Annotated in this window: 17 protein-coding genes; 11 read left to right on the top strand and 6 right to left on the bottom strand. The window is 40.7% G+C overall.

Annotated elements, in window-relative coordinates; all coding sequences use genetic code 11:
- Positions 1 to 25: 25 nt before the first annotated feature.
- The 7 genes from lptM to PTRA_RS00445 all read left to right on the top strand — a co-directional run bounded on the left by lptM (position 26) and on the right by PTRA_RS00445 (position 5,082).
- Positions 26 to 220: an LPS translocon maturation chaperone LptM gene (gene lptM, locus PTRA_RS00475; protein WP_058372288.1), complete on the top strand. Its 195-nt coding sequence runs from the start codon at positions 26 to 28 to the stop codon at positions 218 to 220.
- Positions 221 to 1,474 (top strand): diaminopimelate decarboxylase, encoded by a 1,254-nt coding sequence (gene lysA, locus PTRA_RS00470; RefSeq protein ID WP_011326820.1) that lies wholly within the window; start codon positions 221 to 223, stop codon positions 1,472 to 1,474.
- 63 nt (positions 1,475 to 1,537) lie between these two features.
- The gene (dapF, locus tag PTRA_RS00465; protein WP_058372287.1) at positions 1,538 to 2,368 is read left to right on the top strand and encodes a diaminopimelate epimerase; all 831 of its coding nucleotides are present in this window, start codon (positions 1,538 to 1,540) and stop codon (positions 2,366 to 2,368) included.
- Positions 2,365 to 2,976: a DUF484 family protein gene (locus PTRA_RS00460; protein ID WP_058372286.1), complete on the top strand. Its 612-nt coding sequence runs from the start codon at positions 2,365 to 2,367 to the stop codon at positions 2,974 to 2,976. The genes dapF and PTRA_RS00460 overlap by 4 nt, the downstream gene beginning before the upstream one ends.
- The gene (locus tag PTRA_RS00455) at positions 2,973 to 3,920 is read left to right on the top strand and encodes a tyrosine recombinase XerC (protein ID WP_058372285.1); all 948 of its coding nucleotides are present in this window, start codon (positions 2,973 to 2,975) and stop codon (positions 3,918 to 3,920) included. Before PTRA_RS00460 ends, PTRA_RS00455 begins: the two co-directional genes overlap by 4 nt.
- Before the next feature lie 13 nt (positions 3,921 to 3,933).
- On the top strand, positions 3,934 to 4,638 hold the full coding sequence (locus tag PTRA_RS00450) for an HAD-IA family hydrolase (protein WP_058372284.1): 705 nt from the start codon (positions 3,934 to 3,936) through the stop codon (positions 4,636 to 4,638).
- 87 nt (positions 4,639 to 4,725) lie between these two features.
- Positions 4,726 to 5,082 carry a HopJ type III effector protein gene (locus PTRA_RS00445; protein ID WP_011326815.1) on the top strand — a complete coding sequence of 119 codons (357 nt, stop codon included), beginning with the start codon at positions 4,726 to 4,728 and terminating at the stop codon, positions 5,080 to 5,082.
- Positions 5,083 to 5,096: 14 nt separating this feature from the next.
- On the opposite strand, the gene PTRA_RS00440 is transcribed toward PTRA_RS00445, so the two are convergent.
- Complete coding sequence (locus PTRA_RS00440) at positions 5,097 to 5,507, bottom strand: GNAT family N-acetyltransferase (protein ID WP_058372283.1); 411 nt, start codon at positions 5,505 to 5,507, stop codon at positions 5,097 to 5,099.
- Positions 5,508 to 5,685: 178 nt separating this feature from the next.
- Between PTRA_RS00440 and PTRA_RS00435 the strand changes: the two genes are divergently transcribed.
- Positions 5,686 to 6,375, top strand: a complete 690-nt coding sequence (locus tag PTRA_RS00435; protein WP_058372282.1) for a pseudouridine synthase — start codon at positions 5,686 to 5,688, stop codon at positions 6,373 to 6,375.
- A 36-nt stretch (positions 6,376 to 6,411) separates the two neighbouring features.
- Here the strand turns inward: PTRA_RS00435 and PTRA_RS00430 are convergent, their stop codons facing one another.
- Positions 6,412 to 6,795: an MAPEG family protein gene (locus tag PTRA_RS00430; RefSeq protein WP_058372281.1), complete on the bottom strand. Its 384-nt coding sequence runs from the start codon at positions 6,793 to 6,795 to the stop codon at positions 6,412 to 6,414.
- Between the two features lie 222 nt (positions 6,796 to 7,017).
- Between PTRA_RS00430 and PTRA_RS00425 the strand changes: the two genes are divergently transcribed.
- Positions 7,018 to 7,896 carry a DMT family transporter gene (locus tag PTRA_RS00425; protein ID WP_208855512.1) on the top strand — a complete coding sequence of 293 codons (879 nt, stop codon included), beginning with the start codon at positions 7,018 to 7,020 and terminating at the stop codon, positions 7,894 to 7,896.
- 70 nt (positions 7,897 to 7,966) lie between these two features.
- Here the strand turns inward: PTRA_RS00425 and PTRA_RS00420 are convergent, their stop codons facing one another.
- From PTRA_RS00420 to PTRA_RS00405, 4 genes are all read right to left on the bottom strand, one after another.
- Complete coding sequence (locus tag PTRA_RS00420; RefSeq protein WP_041454308.1) at positions 7,967 to 8,284, bottom strand: DMT family transporter; 318 nt, start codon at positions 8,282 to 8,284, stop codon at positions 7,967 to 7,969.
- Positions 8,285 to 8,410: 126 nt separating this feature from the next.
- A complete protein-coding gene (locus PTRA_RS00415) occupies positions 8,411 to 9,982 on the bottom strand; it encodes a bifunctional GNAT family N-acetyltransferase/carbon-nitrogen hydrolase family protein (protein ID WP_058372279.1) in 1,572 nt (523 codons plus the stop codon).
- An 88-nt stretch (positions 9,983 to 10,070) separates the two neighbouring features.
- Positions 10,071 to 10,922, bottom strand: a complete 852-nt coding sequence (locus PTRA_RS00410) for an MBL fold metallo-hydrolase (RefSeq protein WP_058372278.1) — start codon at positions 10,920 to 10,922, stop codon at positions 10,071 to 10,073.
- Between the two features lie 143 nt (positions 10,923 to 11,065).
- Complete coding sequence (locus PTRA_RS00405; protein WP_058372277.1) at positions 11,066 to 13,402, bottom strand: penicillin acylase family protein; 2,337 nt, start codon at positions 13,400 to 13,402, stop codon at positions 11,066 to 11,068.
- A gap of 156 nt (positions 13,403 to 13,558) precedes the next feature.
- Here PTRA_RS00405 and ycaO point away from each other — a divergent pair, with 156 nt between their 5' ends.
- Together ycaO and PTRA_RS00395 are read left to right on the top strand one after the other, a co-directional pair.
- Complete coding sequence (gene ycaO / locus PTRA_RS00400) at positions 13,559 to 15,319, top strand: 30S ribosomal protein S12 methylthiotransferase accessory factor YcaO (RefSeq protein WP_058374474.1); 1,761 nt, start codon at positions 13,559 to 13,561, stop codon at positions 15,317 to 15,319.
- Positions 15,320 to 15,436: 117 nt separating this feature from the next.
- A complete protein-coding gene (locus PTRA_RS00395) occupies positions 15,437 to 18,799 on the top strand; it encodes an ATP-binding protein (protein WP_058372276.1) in 3,363 nt (1,120 codons plus the stop codon).
- Position 18,800 lies beyond the last annotated feature (1 nt).

Raw genomic sequence — 18,800 nt, 5'->3', positions numbered from 1 at the left:
TAAAGCCAGCAACACTATTAATCTAATGAAAGCGATACATACTTCACAATTTAAGCAACTATTAATAAGCACTGTACTGCTAAGCGCATTAGCTGGCTGTGGTCAAAGCGGTCCGCTCTATTTGCCAGAGCAAAAAGCAGAACAAAATAAACCTCAAGACGTAGCTAATCCAGCAGCGCAAACTGAGCAAACCAATACACCTAAAAATCAGGAGCAATAAATGGATTTTTTTAATTATAAAAACAATCAATTATTTGCTGAAGATGTAAGCATTGCAAGTATTGCTCAGCAATATGGTACGCCATGCTACGTTTATTCGCGAGCCACCTTTGAGCGCCATTATTTAGCCTTTGCTAACGCCACCAAAAATCATAAAAGCCTGGTATGCTACGCCGTAAAAGCAAACTCTAATATTGCGGTACTCAATATATTAGCGCGTTTAGGGTCGGGCTTCGACATTGTATCTAAGGGTGAACTGGCACGGGTGATTAAAGCCGGTGGCGATGCCTCTAAAGTGGTGTTTTCGGGTGTTGCTAAAACAGCTGACGAAATAGCCTATGCATTAAAGCTCGGTATTAAATGCTTTAATGTTGAGTCGGTCTCGGAGCTAGAACGTATTTCTGAAGTGGCCTGTGAGCTAAATTTAGCAGCGCCTATTTCTATTCGTGTTAACCCCGATATAGATGCAAAAACGCATCCGTATATTTCTACCGGCTTAAAAGAAAACAAGTTTGGTATAGATATTCAAACAGCTGTGAGCGTGTATCAACATGCCGCTTCGCTGCCTGGGTTAAACATTATTGGCGTTGATTGCCACATTGGCTCGCAACTCACCGAAACCAGACCCTTCCTTGAAGCACTTGATAAGTTACTCACGCTAATAGATGAATTAAAAGCGTGTAACATCGAGCTTACCCATTTAGATATTGGTGGCGGTTTAGGGGTAACTTATAATGACGAGCAACCTCCGCACCCTAGCGAATATGCCGCGCAAGTTACTGAGCGTTTGGTTAATTATCGCCACCTTGAGCTTATATTTGAACCCGGCCGTGCCATTGCTGCTAACGCTGGAGTTTTAGTTACTCAAGTGGAATTTATTAAACAAAACCAAGATAAGTACTTTGCTATTGTTGATGCTGGCATGAACGACATGCTGCGCCCAGCGCTTTATCAGGCATGGCAAAAAATTATTCCGGTATCGGTACGCGACGACGAAACCCCTACTCATAACTTTGATATTGTTGGCCCTGTTTGCGAAACCGGTGACTTTTTAGGTAAAGACCGCGAGTTAGCACTTAAACAAGGCGACTTACTGGTACAAAGAAGTGCCGGTGCTTATGGCTTTACTATGAGTTCAAATTATAACTCTCGTCCGCGCGTTGCAGAAATAATGGTAGATGGCAGTCAACACCATCTTATTCGCGAACGCGAAACCATAGAGAGCCTGTATCAAGGTGAGAAAATTTTACCTTAAACGTTTTTGTAAGTCCCTGCTCTGTGGCATGATTAGCGCAGAGCAAAACCGAATTAGAGCGCTATGTTAGTTAATTTTTCCAAAATGCACGGCTTAGGCAACGACTTTGTTGTGATTGATAACATTACACAAAACGTTTTTTTGTCGCGAGATCAAATAATAAAACTGGCCGACCGCCATTTTGGCATTGGCTTTGACCAACTGCTAATGGTTGAAGCACCATACTCCCCAGATCTCGACTTTCATTACCGTATTTTTAATGCCGATGGCACCGAAGTAGAGCAATGCGGCAATGGCGCACGTTGCTTTGCCCGCTTTGTACGTATGAAAGGCCTTACCAATAAACACAAAATTACTGTATCTACTAAATCGGGTAATTTAACCCTATACATAGAAAAAGACGGCCAAGTAACTGTAAATATGGGCCACCCTAATTTTGAGCCAAGTAAAATCCCACTCAAAGCAACCAAGCGCGAACTGACCTATATTATTCGTACCGAAGAGCATACTGTTTTTAGTGGCGCGGTTTCTATGGGTAACCCACATTGTGTATTAGAAGTTGACGATATTACTACCGCACAAGTTGATATTTTGGGTCCGTTACTTGAAAACCATGAGCGTTTTCCGCAGCGAGCTAATATTGGTTTTATGCAAGTAATTTCCAAAGAACATATTAAATTACGAGTATGGGAGCGCGGTGTAAGCGAAACACTTGCATGTGGTACAGGTGCTTGTGCAGCCATGGTTATTGGGTTTATTCAAAATAAGTTAACCACCACAGTACAAGTAGACTTACCCGGTGGCAGTTTACAAATTCGCTGGAACGGTGAAGGTCACCCAGTGCGTATGACCGGCCCAGCAGAGCATGTGTTTGATGGACAAGTAGCACTATGAGTGAGCTAAGTGCGCAGCAAGTTGTTGATTATTTAAAACACCACCCTGATTTTTTAATTCAGCACCCTGAGCTACTTGCTCAGCTTGAGCTACACCAACAAGCTCAAGGTGCAACATCTTTGGTGCATATTCAGCAGCGCCAATTGCGCGAGCACAATACGTTGTTAAAAAATCAAATTACCAGCATGAGCAAACACGCTGCACAAAATGAGCAAGTGTATCGCTTATTTAGCTTATGCCATCAACAGCTTTACACTAATAACGACTTCGATGCGCTTGCCAGTAACTTACAAAATATTATTTGTAGTAATCCAGATATTAGCGAGTGTCGGTTAGTAAAGTACGACACTCAATATGCTCAACTTGTTGAGCATCGCCTGAGTAATTCTGGGCACTATTTAGGGCGTATTAATCAACAAGAGCAGGATTTGTTATTTAGCGATACGGCGCAATCAACGGCTATTTATTTAATTGGCGATATTAAAAAGCCCATCGCTATTTTGGCCTTTGCCAGCAATAACGCGAACCACTTTGAACCCGCGCAAGACACCCTTTTTGTACTCGACTTTGTACTCGCTCTGCAGTCAAGGTTACTGGAACTTGCATGAGTGACAACCCTGCGCCTAATATCAGCGATTTAAGCGATAACTGGCGCACGCCTATTACTTTATTTAGCGACTATTTAAAATTTGAAAGGCAGTACTCAGCGCACACTGTTAACCAATATGTCAGCCAGCTTGGCTTTGCAGCGCTTTACTTTAGTAAACTCTGCGACGACTGGTTTAGCGTACAGGGTGAGCATATTCGCCGTTACAGCATGGCACTGCGCTCAAAACAATTAAGTGGCCGCACTATTAGTTTAAAGCTCAGTTGTATTCGCAGTTTATATAAATTCTTAAAAGCCAAAAACATTGCTAAACAAGCGCATTACCATAACCCAGCGGTAGGCATAAAAGGGCCTAAGTTTGCTAAGCCTTTACCTAAAAATCTCGATGTAGATCAAATGGCACGCTTGCTCGAAATACCCGACGACGAACCTCTGGCCATTAGAGATAAAGCCATGATGGAGCTTATGTACTCATCAGGCTTACGTATTAGCGAGTTAGTTGGTGCTAACCTACAAGATATAAGCGCCGCAAATGGTGAAATATTAGTACGCGGTAAAGGCAATAAAGAACGCTTAATTCCAGTAGGCAGTAAAGCGTTAAGCGCGCTAAAAAAATGGCTAATAATACGCCCTCAATTTGCAAACCCTGACGAAGTGGCGGTATTTTTAAGTAGCAAAAAAAATCGCATTTCGGTACGCCAAGTACGTTTAAGAATGCAAGAATGGGGCATCAAGCAAGGCATTAGCTCGCAAGTGCATCCGCACAAATTGCGCCACTCGTTTGCCTCGCATATTTTAGAGTCATCAGGCGATTTACGCGCAGTACAAGAACTACTCGGGCACAGTAGTTTATCGGCCACCCAAGTGTATACTCATTTAGATTTTCAGCATTTAGCCAAGGTGTACGACAACACGCACCCAAGGGCAAAAAAGCGAACCGATTAGGAAAAACCATAATATGATCCGTTTTAATCGTGCCATTGCACCTGTGTCGGTATTAAGCTTCGACCTAGACGATACCCTTTACGACAATCGCCCTATTATTAAAGCCGCCGTACAAGCGCAAACTGATTATTTAAATACCCTACCGGGTTATCAACATAAAGGCTTGCAGCAATGGCTGCATTGTCGTGATTGTGCACTGCAGCAGCAGCCAAAATTAATTGAAGATGTAACGCAGTGGCGTTTGCAAACACTGGGCTTACTTCTTGCCAAGCAAGGCTTTAATGCCGACGACGCAAAACACTTTGCAAGTGCTGCGTACAAGATATTTGCTCAAGCTCGCAGTAATATAACCGTGACCGATGACGTACTTAACTTACTCGACAAGCTCGCTACTCGTTTTACCCTTATAGCCATAACAAACGGCAATGCCGATGTGAGCCAGTTTAATTTAAATAATAAATTTAACTTGGTACTGCAAGCGGGTTTACACGGTAAAGCTAAACCGCACAACAACTTGTTTGATCAAGCGGCTACACATTTACAGGTGCCACACAAAGCTATTTTACACATTGGTGACAGCCTAGATAGCGACGTGCAAGGCGCTAATAATGCCGGCTGCCAATCTGTATGGTTAAATAACCAAACTGCCAACTATACTTACAAAGGCCTTGCCGATATTGAAATAACTAACATTAATGCCTTATCACACTTAATCTAAGCGTAAGTATATTAACCATTAAATTTAATATAAATCAGTAAACAGATAGGTTAGAGTTAAGTATAAAAATAATCCTAAGGACAGAAAGTGACTCTAAGTGACTACCTAGAAAAATTGGCAAATGAGCCAAAAAGCATCGAATTTACCGACACTATGGCAATTATCGATACACATTACCGCTTCACTCCTTGCGCATTTAATAATCATGGTTTACTCAGTGCAGCGAGCGAGAACAATGGTTCTTGCAAAATTTTCGCTTTTGCAAAACTAAACCAACTTAGTAAACAAAATACGCTCGATTGCTTTGGTCAGTTTTATCATCAAGATGTGCTTAACAACCCAAAAGGTAGCGATCATATGAATATTCGTACCTTTATGCTTGCTCCTGAAGTTACCCCATTTTTAGGCGTAACCTTTACAGGCGAGCCACTTAAAGCTATTTAATCACCCTGCAAGGGTTAAATAAGCGGCTTTTCCATAAAATAGCGAGTACCCGTGCGCGGATAATTATTAAGTTGATACTTAACTTGGTAACCGTGCTTTTCATAAAAAGGCTTGGCCTGAAAATCAAGCGTATCGAGCTGCGCCTTCGTTGCTCCAAGCTCAACTGCCGCCTCTTCAAGTGCGACTAGTAACTTAGTCGCCAAGCCATTGCCACGTACTAACTCGCTGCACCAAAGCCAATTTATCTGCAACCAATTGCCAAATACACAGCCACTAATCCCTGCGACCAATTCTTTTTGTGCGCCTAAAAACTGATAACCAAGAGGCATACGCTCAGCATCAAAATGCGCGCTATTAAACGCCACTATTTTTTGACGAAGCGCCTGATTTAAGCAATCGTCATTATTTGCATATAATTGATACATTAACGCCTCTAATATTTATAAAATTAAAAATTATTAAACCAACAACTACTTATAAAATGCATACTCTGTAGCGCCTAACACTAAAGTTATGGCTATTTACCCACCTTCAGTAATGTTTACTTGGCAGCTTTGCTATAATCTGCTGCACACTTTTGCTAACGACTAACAGCACCCATTTATGAGCACCAAAATTCGACTTGCTAAATACATTGCCCATGCCGGTGTTTGCTCGCGTAAGCAAGCCTCACGTTTAATTGACGAAGGTGCAGTGATAGTAAATAACCGCCCAGCTAATCATATTGACCATGTTGATGAACAAGACCACATAACAGTTAACGGGCAAATTATTAAAGGCGCTGCTGAGTTAATTTATTTTGCTTATCATAAGCCTGTAGGTATTGACTGCAAGCTTGATCAGAATGACCCTACTAGCCTTTATCACCACCTGCCTACTATTACGCGGGTTTACCCTATTGGCCGCCTTGATAAGGACTCCCGTGGCTTACTTATATTAACCAACGATGGTGAGTTATGTAACCAGCTAATTCACCCCGACTTCCACCAGCCAAAACGTTACTTAGTTAGCGTTAATAAAAGTATTGATGCCGAGTTTTGTACAAAAATGGCCGCAGGTGTACCGGTAGATAAGCAAATAACCTTGCCCTGTAGCGTTGAAAAAATAGCAGACAAACAATTTAGTATTATTTTAAAGCAAGGGCTTAATAGGCAAATTAGAAAAATGGCACATTACTGTGGTTATAAGGTAATTGACTTGTATCGCGAGCAAATTAGCGAGCTAACCCTGCAAACGCTAAACCTTGCCCAAGGGCAATATATTGCAATTAATAAAAGCGATATTTTAAAGTAAGCGCCTTTTAAAGCGCTTTGGGGGTTTAAAATAAATTTAAAAGCTCACTGCAATCATTGCAATAGCTGTACTTATACCAACAAACCACATAATTGAGCGCATAATATCTAGGTTAAGGTAGTAAAAAGCACAAAATAAAACACGTGCTACAATGTGGCTCATCGCCAAGGCTTCGGTTACCGCATTAACATTATTAGTGCCTAATACCACCGCAAGTGCAACGGCAAATACTGCTAACGACTCAAAACAGTTTTGGTGTGCAGCTAAAGCCCGCGCTCCTAAACCGGTTAATTGAGTTTGTTGTTGGCGCGGATGCTTGTTGTCGTAGCCGCCCAATTTATTAAGTTCGATTACTGCGGGGATTCTTGCTAAATAAGGCATTACAACGGCCAATAAAGCACAAGCGATTAAAATAGTCATAGTACGGTTCTTTGTTATTATTAATTATTTAAAATAACACACCCACTATAAAAAAGCCGCCAGATAAGTGCCTGACGGCTAAGCAGTAACATCAAACTAACTATAAACTAATTTTACGGCCGTTAAACTGCGGCAAATTGTCGCAGCTGAGCCTAAAGCACTATCGCTTTACTTTGTATACCTTGTTAACTTATCGCCCTCTATTATTTTTGTATTGTTATTATGACTTGGGTATTTTTCACTTTTTTAGCCGCTTTTATGCAAGCTTGGCGCAATGCACTGCAAAGTAAGTTAAGTAGTAATGTGAGCGTAGCTGGCGTTACTTTATCGCGCTTTATTGTAGCAGGCCCTATTGCTGCTGTGTATTTGTATGGCTTATATCAATACCAAGGTACCGCTATGCCTAGTTTTAATAATGCTTTTTGGGGCTTTATTATTGGCGCAAGTATTATGCAAATACTTGCTACTGGCTTAATGGTTAAATTATTTAAAATGAATAATTATGCTGTAGGCGCTGGGCTTGCAAAAAGTGAGGCTTTGGTTGCCGCTATTTTAGGAGTATTATTTTTTGGTTCGGCGTTAACCTTATTAGGTTGGCTGGGAGTGTTTTTAGGGGCTATTGCCGTACTGCTAATGAGCGGTATAACCAGCATTAAACGCTTTGATGCCAAAACAGCTTTATTAGGTCTTGCGTGCGGTACTTGCTTTGCGCTTACTTCATTATGGGTACGCGAAGGCAGTTTAAATTCAGGGTTATTATTTCCTCACTCTGCTGCTTGGGTACTGCTTTTTGTTATTAGCTTGCAAACCCTAATATTGCTGGGTTATTTATTATTAAAAGAGCCACACACCCTCAGTAAACTTTGGCAATATAAGGGCACAACTATCGCAATTAGTATTTTTAGCTGTGTGGGCTCTATTGGCTGGTTTAGCGCCATGAGCTTGCAGCATGTTGCCTATGTAAAAACGCTTGGCCAAATAGAGGTGTTTTTTACCATACTCATTGCCGTACTGTGGCTAAAACAACCGCTTAAAAAACAAGACAGCGCCGGGTTATTACTCATTGCCGTTGCCGCTATTTTAGTCATGTTGCCCAATTAATTACAGGCAAAAAAAAGCGCAGGCTTTTAATCCTGCGCTACTTTTGTTTAAACCGCGTTGAATTTACTTTTTAATGGCTTATTTTAAGTGTGATCACACCGCAAATAATCATTAATACACCGGCAATACGGCCAAAAGTGGCGGCATCACCATAAAACAAAATGCCCACTATAAAGGTGCCAGCAGCGCCAATGCCTGTCCATACCGCGTAAGATGTACCCATAGGAATATCACGTTGGGCTAGCCACAACATAAAGCCACTAACCACCATAAATGCAACCGCAATGCCAATACCTAACCAGCGGCTGTCACTTTGTTGCGAAATTTTTAAGCCTATGGGCCAGCCAATTTCAAGCAAGCCCGCAATTATTAAATACATCCAAGCCACTTAAAGTACCCACTATATTAAAAATTTGCGGTATTTTAGCGAGCTAATTTATTCATTAACAGCATAAAACAAAATTAATGCTAATTAACCAACTCACACTTTAATAAGCGACCTACTTTGTAGTGATTAAAAGCTACTTTTTTGCTTATCCGCACTGACCTTTTTATCATCGCTGACTTTTTTTAGCATTATGTCGTATAAATCTTCACGTCGATCTTTTAAGTTACGTACTGTCCCTTCGCTGTGAAGAATTTTTAATTTATCCATATCAAGATCACTAAATAACAACATTTCGGTATTAGTGGTTGCTTCGTTAAGTGTTGCATCATGTGGGAATGAAAAATCAGACGGTGTAAGTACTGCCGATTGTGCAAACTGTACATCTAGGCTTTCTACTTCTGGCAAGTTACCAACAGAGCCCGCTATAACCACATAACATTCGTTTTCAATAGCGCGTGCTTGAGCACAATGGCGTACCCGTAAATAGCTATTTTTAGTATCAGTCCAAAAAGGTACAAATAAAATTTCTAAGCCTTCTTTGGCCATAATTCTAGATAACTCTGGAAACTCAACATCGTAACAAATTTGAATACCAACACGCCCTGCATCAGTTTCAAATACCGCTATTTTATCGCCTCCTTGAATAACCCAGTCATTTTGCTCATGCGGGGTAATATGAATTTTACGTTGCTCATCTATTTTACCGCTGCGGTGACATAAATAACTGACGTTATAAATTTTATCCCCGTCGGCTACTGGCATTGAGCCGGTAATAATATTGGCGTTGTATTCAATTGCCATTCGCGACATAGCATTTTTAAAAGTTTCTGTGTACTCGGCTAAATTACGGATCGCTTCGGTTTGATTAACTTGCTCGGTTAACCCCATTAGCGGAGCATTAAAAAATTCAGGGAATAAAATAAAGTCACTTTGATAATCAGAAACTGTATCAACAAAATACTCGACCTGCTTGAGCATTTCCTCTACCGACTCCACCTTACGCATTTGCCACTGCACCGCGCCTACACGCACAATCGACTTTACTGTGCCAATCACGGTATCGGTAGGTTCGTACAGTATGTTATTCCACTCCAGTAATGTGGCATAACCTACTGATTCTTGATCTTCGGGTAAATACTTTTTAAGTAAGCGTTTAACTTGAAAATCGTTGGCTAGCTGAAAACTTAAGATAGGATCGTACAGCTCTTTTTGATCTACTTTAGCTATATATTCCATTGGGGTCATTTCATTACTGTGATTGTAATAACGCGGAATACGACCACCCGCTAAAATAGCGCGCAAGTTGTATTGGCGGCACAATTCTTTTCGGGCATCGTACAGCCTACGCCCAAGGCGCATACCTCTGTGTGTTTCGCTAATCGCAACATCTAAGCCATACAGTGCATCGCCGGCGGTATCACTAAATACGCGGTCATGGCCATCGGCTATGTCTTCATAGGTATGGGGGTTAGAAAAGCGGGCATAGTCTACTTGCACACTTAATGCTAAGCCTACCAGCACACCATCATCCACAATGCCTATTTGCCCTTCTGGAAATTGGTCTATTAATCTAAAAATTGTATGGCTAGGCCATGCACCACCTAAATCTGGGTATGCTTGATCCATCAAGGTTTTAATTTGTGGGTATTGCTCTTTAGTTAAATTACAAATTTCGAGATGGGTTTTTTCTACCGTCATACACAACTCCTTGAGGAATGGGGAATAAAAAAGCCGAACATGTGCCCAGCTTAATAAAATAGTTGATGTGCTATTACTTAATTCATTTTTATTGTTTTAAACTACGATAAAAAAGTGTAGTTACACGCTCTTTAGGTAACCAGCTAGCGTATTCAAGGCCAAGCTCTGCCAATGGGTCGGCGTTAAGTACTTGCTCTAAGCTTGCGTTGTTTTGCATTGCTTTAAGCATAACATCTTTGGCTTTTTGCACCAGCTTACGATACACCACCAGCCCTGAACGATCGCTTAGCGGACCATGTCCTGGGATCACTTTAGTATTATCGTCAATTTGTTTCATTACGTCATCTACCGCCGCTAAAATACCATCAACACTGCCACCACTATCTACGTCTACAAACGGTAAGCTGCCAAAGTTAAAGAAAATATCGCCCATGTGTACAATGTTAGCCTTGTTAAAAAATATGACTGCGTCACCGTCAGTATGCGCATGCTGATAATGCACTACATGAGCATGTTCGTTGTTAAAGTGCAGCTTTAAATCGTGGCTAAAACTCATCCGTGGTAAAAAATCTGATCCTTCACCATGCTCCGCTACTAAGCGCTTATGCACATTATCGTGAGCAATAACGTGGGCACCTGCTTTAGCAAAGTTTTCGTTACCTCCGGTGTGGTCGCCATGATGGTGGGTGTTAATTACAAACTCAGTACTGCCGGGCTGTAAATCGCTAATCGTTTTTTTAATATCGCTTGAAAGCTTGGCAAATTGATCATCAATAATATAAATACCATCGTCGCCCACACTTACAGCAATATTGCCTCCTTGACCAAGTAACATATAAATATGCTCGCTCAGTTTTTGCGTTTTAACTACACTTTCATCGGCATAAGCCGCGCTACTTAACAATAAGCCAGTGATTAACACGGGAAGTAATTTTTTCATTTTAGTGCTCACTTATATTTATAATTAATTATCGTCTATTTATGGGAAATAACCACACTACATAGACCCTGCCTGCCTAAAAACACACAACTGTATATTCACCCTAAAAAGATAAACAGCCTCTAGCTTAGTTCACTAAACAGCTACTTGCCTTTTGGCGATATTATTATTTGATGTACTAGCGCTTGTGGTAATAATGGCGTGTTTTCTGCATTTATATATTGACTAAAACCGGCACGATAAAAGTTTGATAACGGATGCCCCGACTGCCCGCCAGGCACGCTTAAAATAGCGTTTTCTAAATGTCCAGGCTGTACAATAAAGCGTTGTGAAGCACCAAAACTACGCCCCTGCACTGCTGGCATGTAACTATCACCAAACCCTGGCGTTTTTGGCATATTTAAAAAGCGGGCAAGTATTGGTATTTGTTTAGCAAACGGATGCTCTATAACCAACTCGTTTACTTTGCCCCACTGCCAGCCTTGAATGTTATTACCGTATTGCGTACTGAGTTTAGCAATAGCTTGACTAAATGCACCCTGCAGCTGCTGCTCCCAAGTTGAAAACTGTGGATTGAGCCAACTGCTTGGTTGCGCGTTAATAAGCTGCCAAATTGCCGGTTCTAAATCACGCCTCACGTAGCTCAACGTGCCATTTTTCTCACTTAAGCTTTGCTGCAACGTACTAAAGGTAATATTAATCACTTCATCGCGATAATGCTTTACCAAGGTATAACCTACTGAGCTTGCACACGCGCACTGCTGCCAGTTTTCAACCGCGCTAATATACGCCGCATTATTATTTTTATCGGCTTTGAGTTGCTTGAGCAATAAAGCGTGCCAAGGAATTAAAAATCGCGCTTGGTTATCAAGCTGTAATTGATAAAAATCGTCCTCAACAAATTTTTGCTTTTCAAATAAGCGATCGCGCACTTGTGTTGCACGTGCGCCAAGTGAATAGCCGCCGTTACCAAAGCGAGCGTTATCCTGGGCACTTACCACCCGAGAGTTTGCAGTCCATATTCGTCCACTTGCTGGGTTTTTAACCACGGGGCGCTGCGCCTCATTTTGCAACCAAAGCGGCGAGTAATCAGTACTTTTCACACTAAGCTCGCTGGGTGTTTTACGCCCTGGAATACCCCCCATTAGCTTCCATGCGGCACTGCCTTGGCTATCAACTACAATTAAGTTTTGTACCGGAATACCTACATCGCTGGCTATAGCTAGGGCATCATCAACTTCGGTAGCGTGTTCGAGCTGTAATAATTGCATATTAACCGCATAACTTTGATGCGCCGCCCAACTCAGTGCATAAGCTTGCCCGTTAATATATTTTACCGGACCATATTCGCTCAGGGTAAGTGTGTAAGTTTCGGCTTCATTATTTGGTAATGCAATTTGCTCATCTACTTGCCACGTTTTATCGTTACTTGTAAGCGCAACCCAATCTGCGGTATCAATATAACCATTGGTAAACCCCCATGCGATATGATTATTAGTGCCCACTACAATAGCTGGCGCACCCGGTAACGACACGCCTGTAACTTGGGTTTTTACATTATTATGTACATAATTTAATTGCGCTTTGTACCAAATAACAGGCACCGCCATTGCTAGGTGCATGTCATCAGAGAGCATAGCAGCTCCGGTTGTAGTTAATGCGCCGGTAACTGCCCAGTTATTACTGCCGCGCTCTTGGCTTGCTGCAAAAGAATTAAATGCATACATTGCTGGTATTGATGATGATTGCACAGTGGATAATTGCTGCGTTTGTTGCTTGGGTATTGGTAGCTTAGGTATGCCTGCGCTGTAAGGTGCTAATTGGCTGCCATCAAGCGCAGCTTGGTATTGACTAGGTTGCGTTAAAAATTTGAGCATATGTTTGCCGTATTGCTGCTCAATTTGAATTAATGCTTGGTCGCGCTCAAAGGTGGCACTTTGTAAATCAAGATACATACTAAAAATTATTAATAGGCTATCTTCGCTTTGCCATGGTCTTTGCTGTGCACCAGTGAGTAAATATTCAAAGCTTGAGTAACCTATTTGTGCTAATCCTTCGTTAACCCCTTGGGCATAGCTTTTAAGTAATTGCTTATCCGACTCAGGAAGGTTTTTTAAAATAGTTTGGCTGCGTTTACGCAATTGATGAAAACGCATTTTTTTATCTAGTGCAAGCGCTGCCTTACCAAAAATTTCGCTCAACTCACCGGCGGCATTACGCCTAAGTAAGTCCATTTGAAAAAACCGGTCTTGCCCATGCGCATACCCCAAACCATAAGCGGCATCGTTGCGGCTTTGTGCTTTGATAACAGCTTGACCAAGTACATCGCGCGAAATAATTACCGGCTCATTAATCGCTTCGCTATGACCTTTGCCGTCAAGTGCTGGTAAACTTAAACTAAGTACACCATAAACAACCGCGGTACCGGCCAGCCCTAAAACCACTACTAACAGCAGCAAGCGCTTGATTACTTTAAACATCCAGCTATCCTTTAAAAATTCTAATAAAGTATTATTAACATATATTTACTATCCTTCTATTAAAAAGTCATATTCTGCGGCTCAAAGGATGAAATAAACATCAAAATCCACGATAATAGCTAATCCACATATTGTGCAGCCCTAGTTGAGATGAGTATGACTGATAAAACATTTATAAAAGGTAAAGACCGCGATTTAGAATCGTCGATCTCTACTATGCAAAATAAGCTAAAAGCCCTTAATATTAATATTGAGGAAGCGTTATGGCTTAACCCTGTAGCTAACTGTTATTCGGTACATATTCGTGACCAAGACTGTGGCGTAATGTTTACCAATGGTAAAGGCGCAAACGACAAAGCATCGTTAGCTTCGGCATTAGGCGAATACTTTGAACGCTTAAGCTGTAACTACTTTTTTGCTGACTTTTATTTAGGTGAAGAATTTGCCCATGCAGAGTTTACCCATTACCCAACCGAAAAATGGTTTACAGTAACAAACGATGAAGTGCCTGAGGGCATTATGGATGAAAGCTTATGGGACTACTTTGACCCAGAGCGCGAACTTAATGCATCGCACCTTTTCGATTTTAACTCTGGTAATGTTAAGCGTGGTATTTGTACTGTGCCATACACCCGCCAAAGCGATAACCAAGATGTGTATATTCCGGTTAACGTTATTGGTAATATTTTTGTATCTAACGGTATGAGTGCCGGCAACACTAAATTTGAAGCACGCGTACAAGGCTTATCCGAAGTATTTGAACGCGCTATAAAAAGCCGCATTATTACTGAGGGCTTGTGTCTGCCTATCGTGCCTGAAGAAGTAGTTAAGCTGTATCCTAAAATTCATGAAGCGTGTGAAGAGTTACGCAGCCATGGTTTTCATTTACGTATTGCCGATGCCTCTCTAGGCGGTAAATACCCAGTAATGAGCGTTACCCTTATTCACCCAGCCGATGGCTCTGTATTTGCTTCTTTTGGTGCTCACCCATCGTTTGAAGTGGCACTTGAGCGTACCGTAACAGAACTATTACAAGGTCGTCGCTTAGATCAACTTGATGTGTTCCAACCTGCTACTTTTGATAATGATGAAGTTGCCTCTCCAGAAAACACTGAGCTGCACTTTATTGATTCTAGCGGCTTAATTTCTCATGATTTTTTCCGCGCAAAGGCCGACTTTGACTTTGTGCATTGGGACTTTAGCGGTACAACTGAGCAAGAATATAACTTTTGTACCGACTTAATTCATAGCATGGGGCATGATATTTACATCATGGATTACACCCACTTAAACGTATATGCATGTCGTATTTTAGTCCCTGGTATGTCAGACATTTACCCAGTTGATGAACTAATTTGGCGTAACAACAATGAAGGCGCTAAGTTTCGCGAAACATTTTTATCACTTGATCAGTACGACGTTGAGCAATGGATGGAGATTTATGACTCACTAGAAGAAGCGGGTCATAGCGATATCATTCGCGCCGCCGAGTTTATTGGCTTAGTAACCGACCCTAATACATCTTGGGATACACTGCGTATTGGTGAACTAAAAGCGCATCTTTGCCTAGCCGCAGGTAACGAAGAAGCCATTGATTGGGTTGACTGGATATTACATACCGGGCAAGTAAACGAAGATGCAATGCGTCACTTTCGCTGTTTAAAAGCTATTTTAGAAATAAAATACGATGACGAACGCGAATATGCAGACTATCAAGATGCATTAGGCTTAATGTTTGGTACTGCCAATGTAACGCTAGCAATTGAAATAGCCGAAGGTCGTAAATTATTTAACGGTTTAACCTTCCCAGGCTTATCGCTTACTGGCTTTACAAAGCATGCCGCATTACTCGATGGTTATCGCAAACTCCATGTAGCTAAACAGCAGCATTGGGCACGCGAAGTTAGCGACTCGTAATTTAGTTAAACTATTAATTATAAAAATAAAATGGCGCATAATCTGATGCGCCATTTTTATTTGTACAATAAATTAGCTATAGTGGATACTGTCTAATATAAAAGCAAAATGTAGCTAATGTCGCCAATGAATAATAGTAAAAATAATAAAGTTCATAATTTTAAGCTGACCTTCTGGCTATCACTTACTCTTATTGTATTAGTAAGTGTTGTACTTGATCGGATTAACTATAACCGAGCAAAAGATGCACACCGATTACAAATACTCTCTGAAGTAAGCACTTATCGAGCACAACTTGAAGCTATTTTAGTATCTAATATTCAGCTAATTCGTGGTTTAGGTGTTGCTGTTGCCGCAGAACCAAATTTACAGCAAGCACGCTTTGCGCAAATTGCTGCCCCCTTATTTGACACTTCCAATGAGCTACGAAATATTGGTGGCGCACCCGACATGATAATTAACATGATCTATCCGCTTGCCGGTAATGAACAAGCCCTAGGCCTTAATTTTTTAGATAATGAAGCGCAACGTATCGATGCAATTAGAGCCAGAGACACAAATAAAATTGTAATGGCTGGCCCATTAACGTTAATACAAGGTGGTTCTGCACTCATTGCTCGCGTGCCTGTTTATAATGCGGATAAATCCTTCTGGGGGCTGCTTTCTGTCGTATTAGATCTTGAAAAAGTATATGCAAACGCAGGTATTAATGAACTCGAAAAACAATACAATGTGGCGATACAAGGGCGCAATGGACTGGGGAAAAAAGGCGATTTTTTTTACGGTGAGCCCACCATAATAGAGCAAGATCCTCTTGAGTTTTCTTTAAGTTTTCAAGGTGGTAATTGGCAACTTTATGTTGCACCTAAAAAGGGTTGGAGCCCTGTAAGCTCCTCTATTTGGCCTTTGCGTGTAGCTATAATAATTATATGCGGCCTATTAATTTGGGCGTTTTTATTCTTTTTAAAAATGTTTAACCGCCAACAACAAAATGAAAAAATGCTGGAGGTTATGAGTGATCTGGCACTCGTAGGCGCTTGGTCGTTTAATTTAGAAAATAAACAAGCATATTGGTCTGATATGACCAAAAAAATATTTAAATACGCACCTGACGAACAACCTCAATGGCCAAAGGATCTTGGTTACTTTAAGCCCGGAAAAAGCCGAGAAACGGCGGCTAAATTAATTGAACGAGCAATTAAATTTGGTGAGAGCTACGAAGCTGAATTTGAAGTTATTGACGCTAAAGGTAATATTATTTGGGTATTAGTGCACGGTGAAGCTGAGCATAAAAATAATCGCTGTATAAGAATATTTGGCTCATTACAAAATATTGATACCCGTAAAAAAATAGAATTAGAAAATAATAAAATATCGCTATTTAACGAAGCCTTGGCGTCTTTAACAGTTAACGATCAAATTTTAAACGGGCAATTAAGCCAATCTAAAGGTGTGATTACTCAAGCAATTTGTCAGGCACTCAACATCGATCAAGCCAGTATTTGGCTATTTAGCGACAATAAAACCCAGCTCAAGCCTATTGCCTTTCATAATATAAACACCACCATAAATAACAACAATGAACCATGGTTACAAAAAGATATTCCTGATTTTTTTGAAGCTATAGAGCGCAAAGCCATATTTAGTGCAGCAGATGCACAGCAGTGCCCTATTTTAATGCCAATTAAAGAGCACTACCTAAAGCCACTAAAAATAAATGCCATGTTGTGTGCAGTTATTCCTGCCGGAAGTGGGATCATAGGCATGGTTTGCGCCGAGCAATGTAACAAAACCCGCGCTTGGGCGCACAACGAAGAAAGCTTTTTAATTGCTGTAGCGGCACTTATTGGCAGCCTTTACTCTAGCCAAAAACGTATAGAAACAGAGCAACAACTAGTAACAGCCAAAGAAACGGCAGAGCAAGCTGTAGCTGCTAAAAGTGAGTTTTTAGCGAGCATGAGTCATGAAATTCGCACTCCTATGAATGGGGTGTTAGGCATGCTTAATATTGTTAAAAACACAAAGTTAGATCAACAACAAATGCACCATATAGAGCTTGCTCAGTCGTCGGCGCAATCATTACTAAATATTATTAACGATATTTTAGATTTTTCTAAAATAGAGGCTGGTAAATTAGATATTGAAAAAATTCAATTTAATTTACCACGTTTGTTAGGTGAGGTTGTTGAATCATTTGCGCTTAAAGCGGAGCAAAATAATACCATATTAATTTTAGATGCAACTCTCATCACTGTCAGCGAAATAGTTAGCGATCCTAATAGGTTACGACAAATATTAAGTAACTTAATTAGTAACGCAGTTAAGTTTACATTTGACGGAAAAATAGTAGTCACCGCAAAAATTGATGAAACAACCGATGGTACATCTTTAGTTTGTTCAATTATTGATACCGGTATTGGCATAAAACCAGAAAAACACGCCACATTATTTGACTCATTTACTCAAGCAGATACCTCTACAACACGCCAGTATGGCGGCACAGGCTTAGGCCTCGCTATTGTAAAGCAGTTATGTGAGCTGATGGGAGGTGAAGTAAGCGTAACCAGTATGCTACACGAAGGCAGCACTTTTTCGTTTTCAATAAAAGTACAACCTAAATTAAGTAAGCAGCAAGACCTACCTAGCCATTTAATTAAAAACAAACATATTTTAATTATTGATAGCTGCTTATTAAACTCAACCATAGCCAAAAAGCAGCTGATTATATGGCAAGCAAATGCCAATACCTTAACCGATTACACTGCTGTAAGTGCGTATTTTAAAGACCAGGCAAATAAAACTCTCGATGCTATTTTAATCGACTATTATTTTTTTGAACAAGCGCCGCAATCGCAAGTTACTGAGGTTAAAAATCACTTAGCTAAGCACAGTTGTAAGCTGATAATAATGGCACCTATGAGCTATTCCAAAGATAACTCTACGCTAAATTTAAAAGTAGACTCAATGATTTTTAAGCCATTAACACCCTCAGACTTATTTGACTCTCTCGCTAATGATAAATACATAGAACAACAGCAACAACAGGCACAACTGCAAAATAAACTCACTGAAACACCATTAGTTAATGCAAGTGAGCCACAAATTTTATTAGTAGAAGACAATAAAATTAACCAAGTTGTTGCTGGGGCTTTATTAAAACAAGCCGGTATTTCATTTGATATTGCTGAAAACGGATGTGAGGCGATAAAGCAATTAAATGATCAACCCGCTAATACTTATCAGCTAATTTTAATGGACTGCCAAATGCCTGAAATGGACGGCTACCAAGCAACTAAAGCGATTAGAAATGGTGACGCGGGTAAGCATTATCAAAACATAGCCATTATTGCTTTAACTGCCAATGCAATGCAGGGAGATAAAGAAAAGTGCTTAGCAGCAGGTATGAATGATTACTTAAGTAAGCCACTCGATTTTAGTGCACTGCACCCCAAACTTCAGCAATGGCTTGGTACTCAATAAA

The organism is Pseudoalteromonas translucida KMM 520 (genome assembly GCF_001465295.1).
In the GTDB taxonomy this organism is placed as follows: Bacteria; Pseudomonadota; Gammaproteobacteria; order Enterobacterales; family Alteromonadaceae; genus Pseudoalteromonas; species Pseudoalteromonas translucida.
The sequence above is the reverse complement of the archived record's forward strand: the minus strand, read 5'-3'. Positions and strand labels throughout refer to the sequence as shown.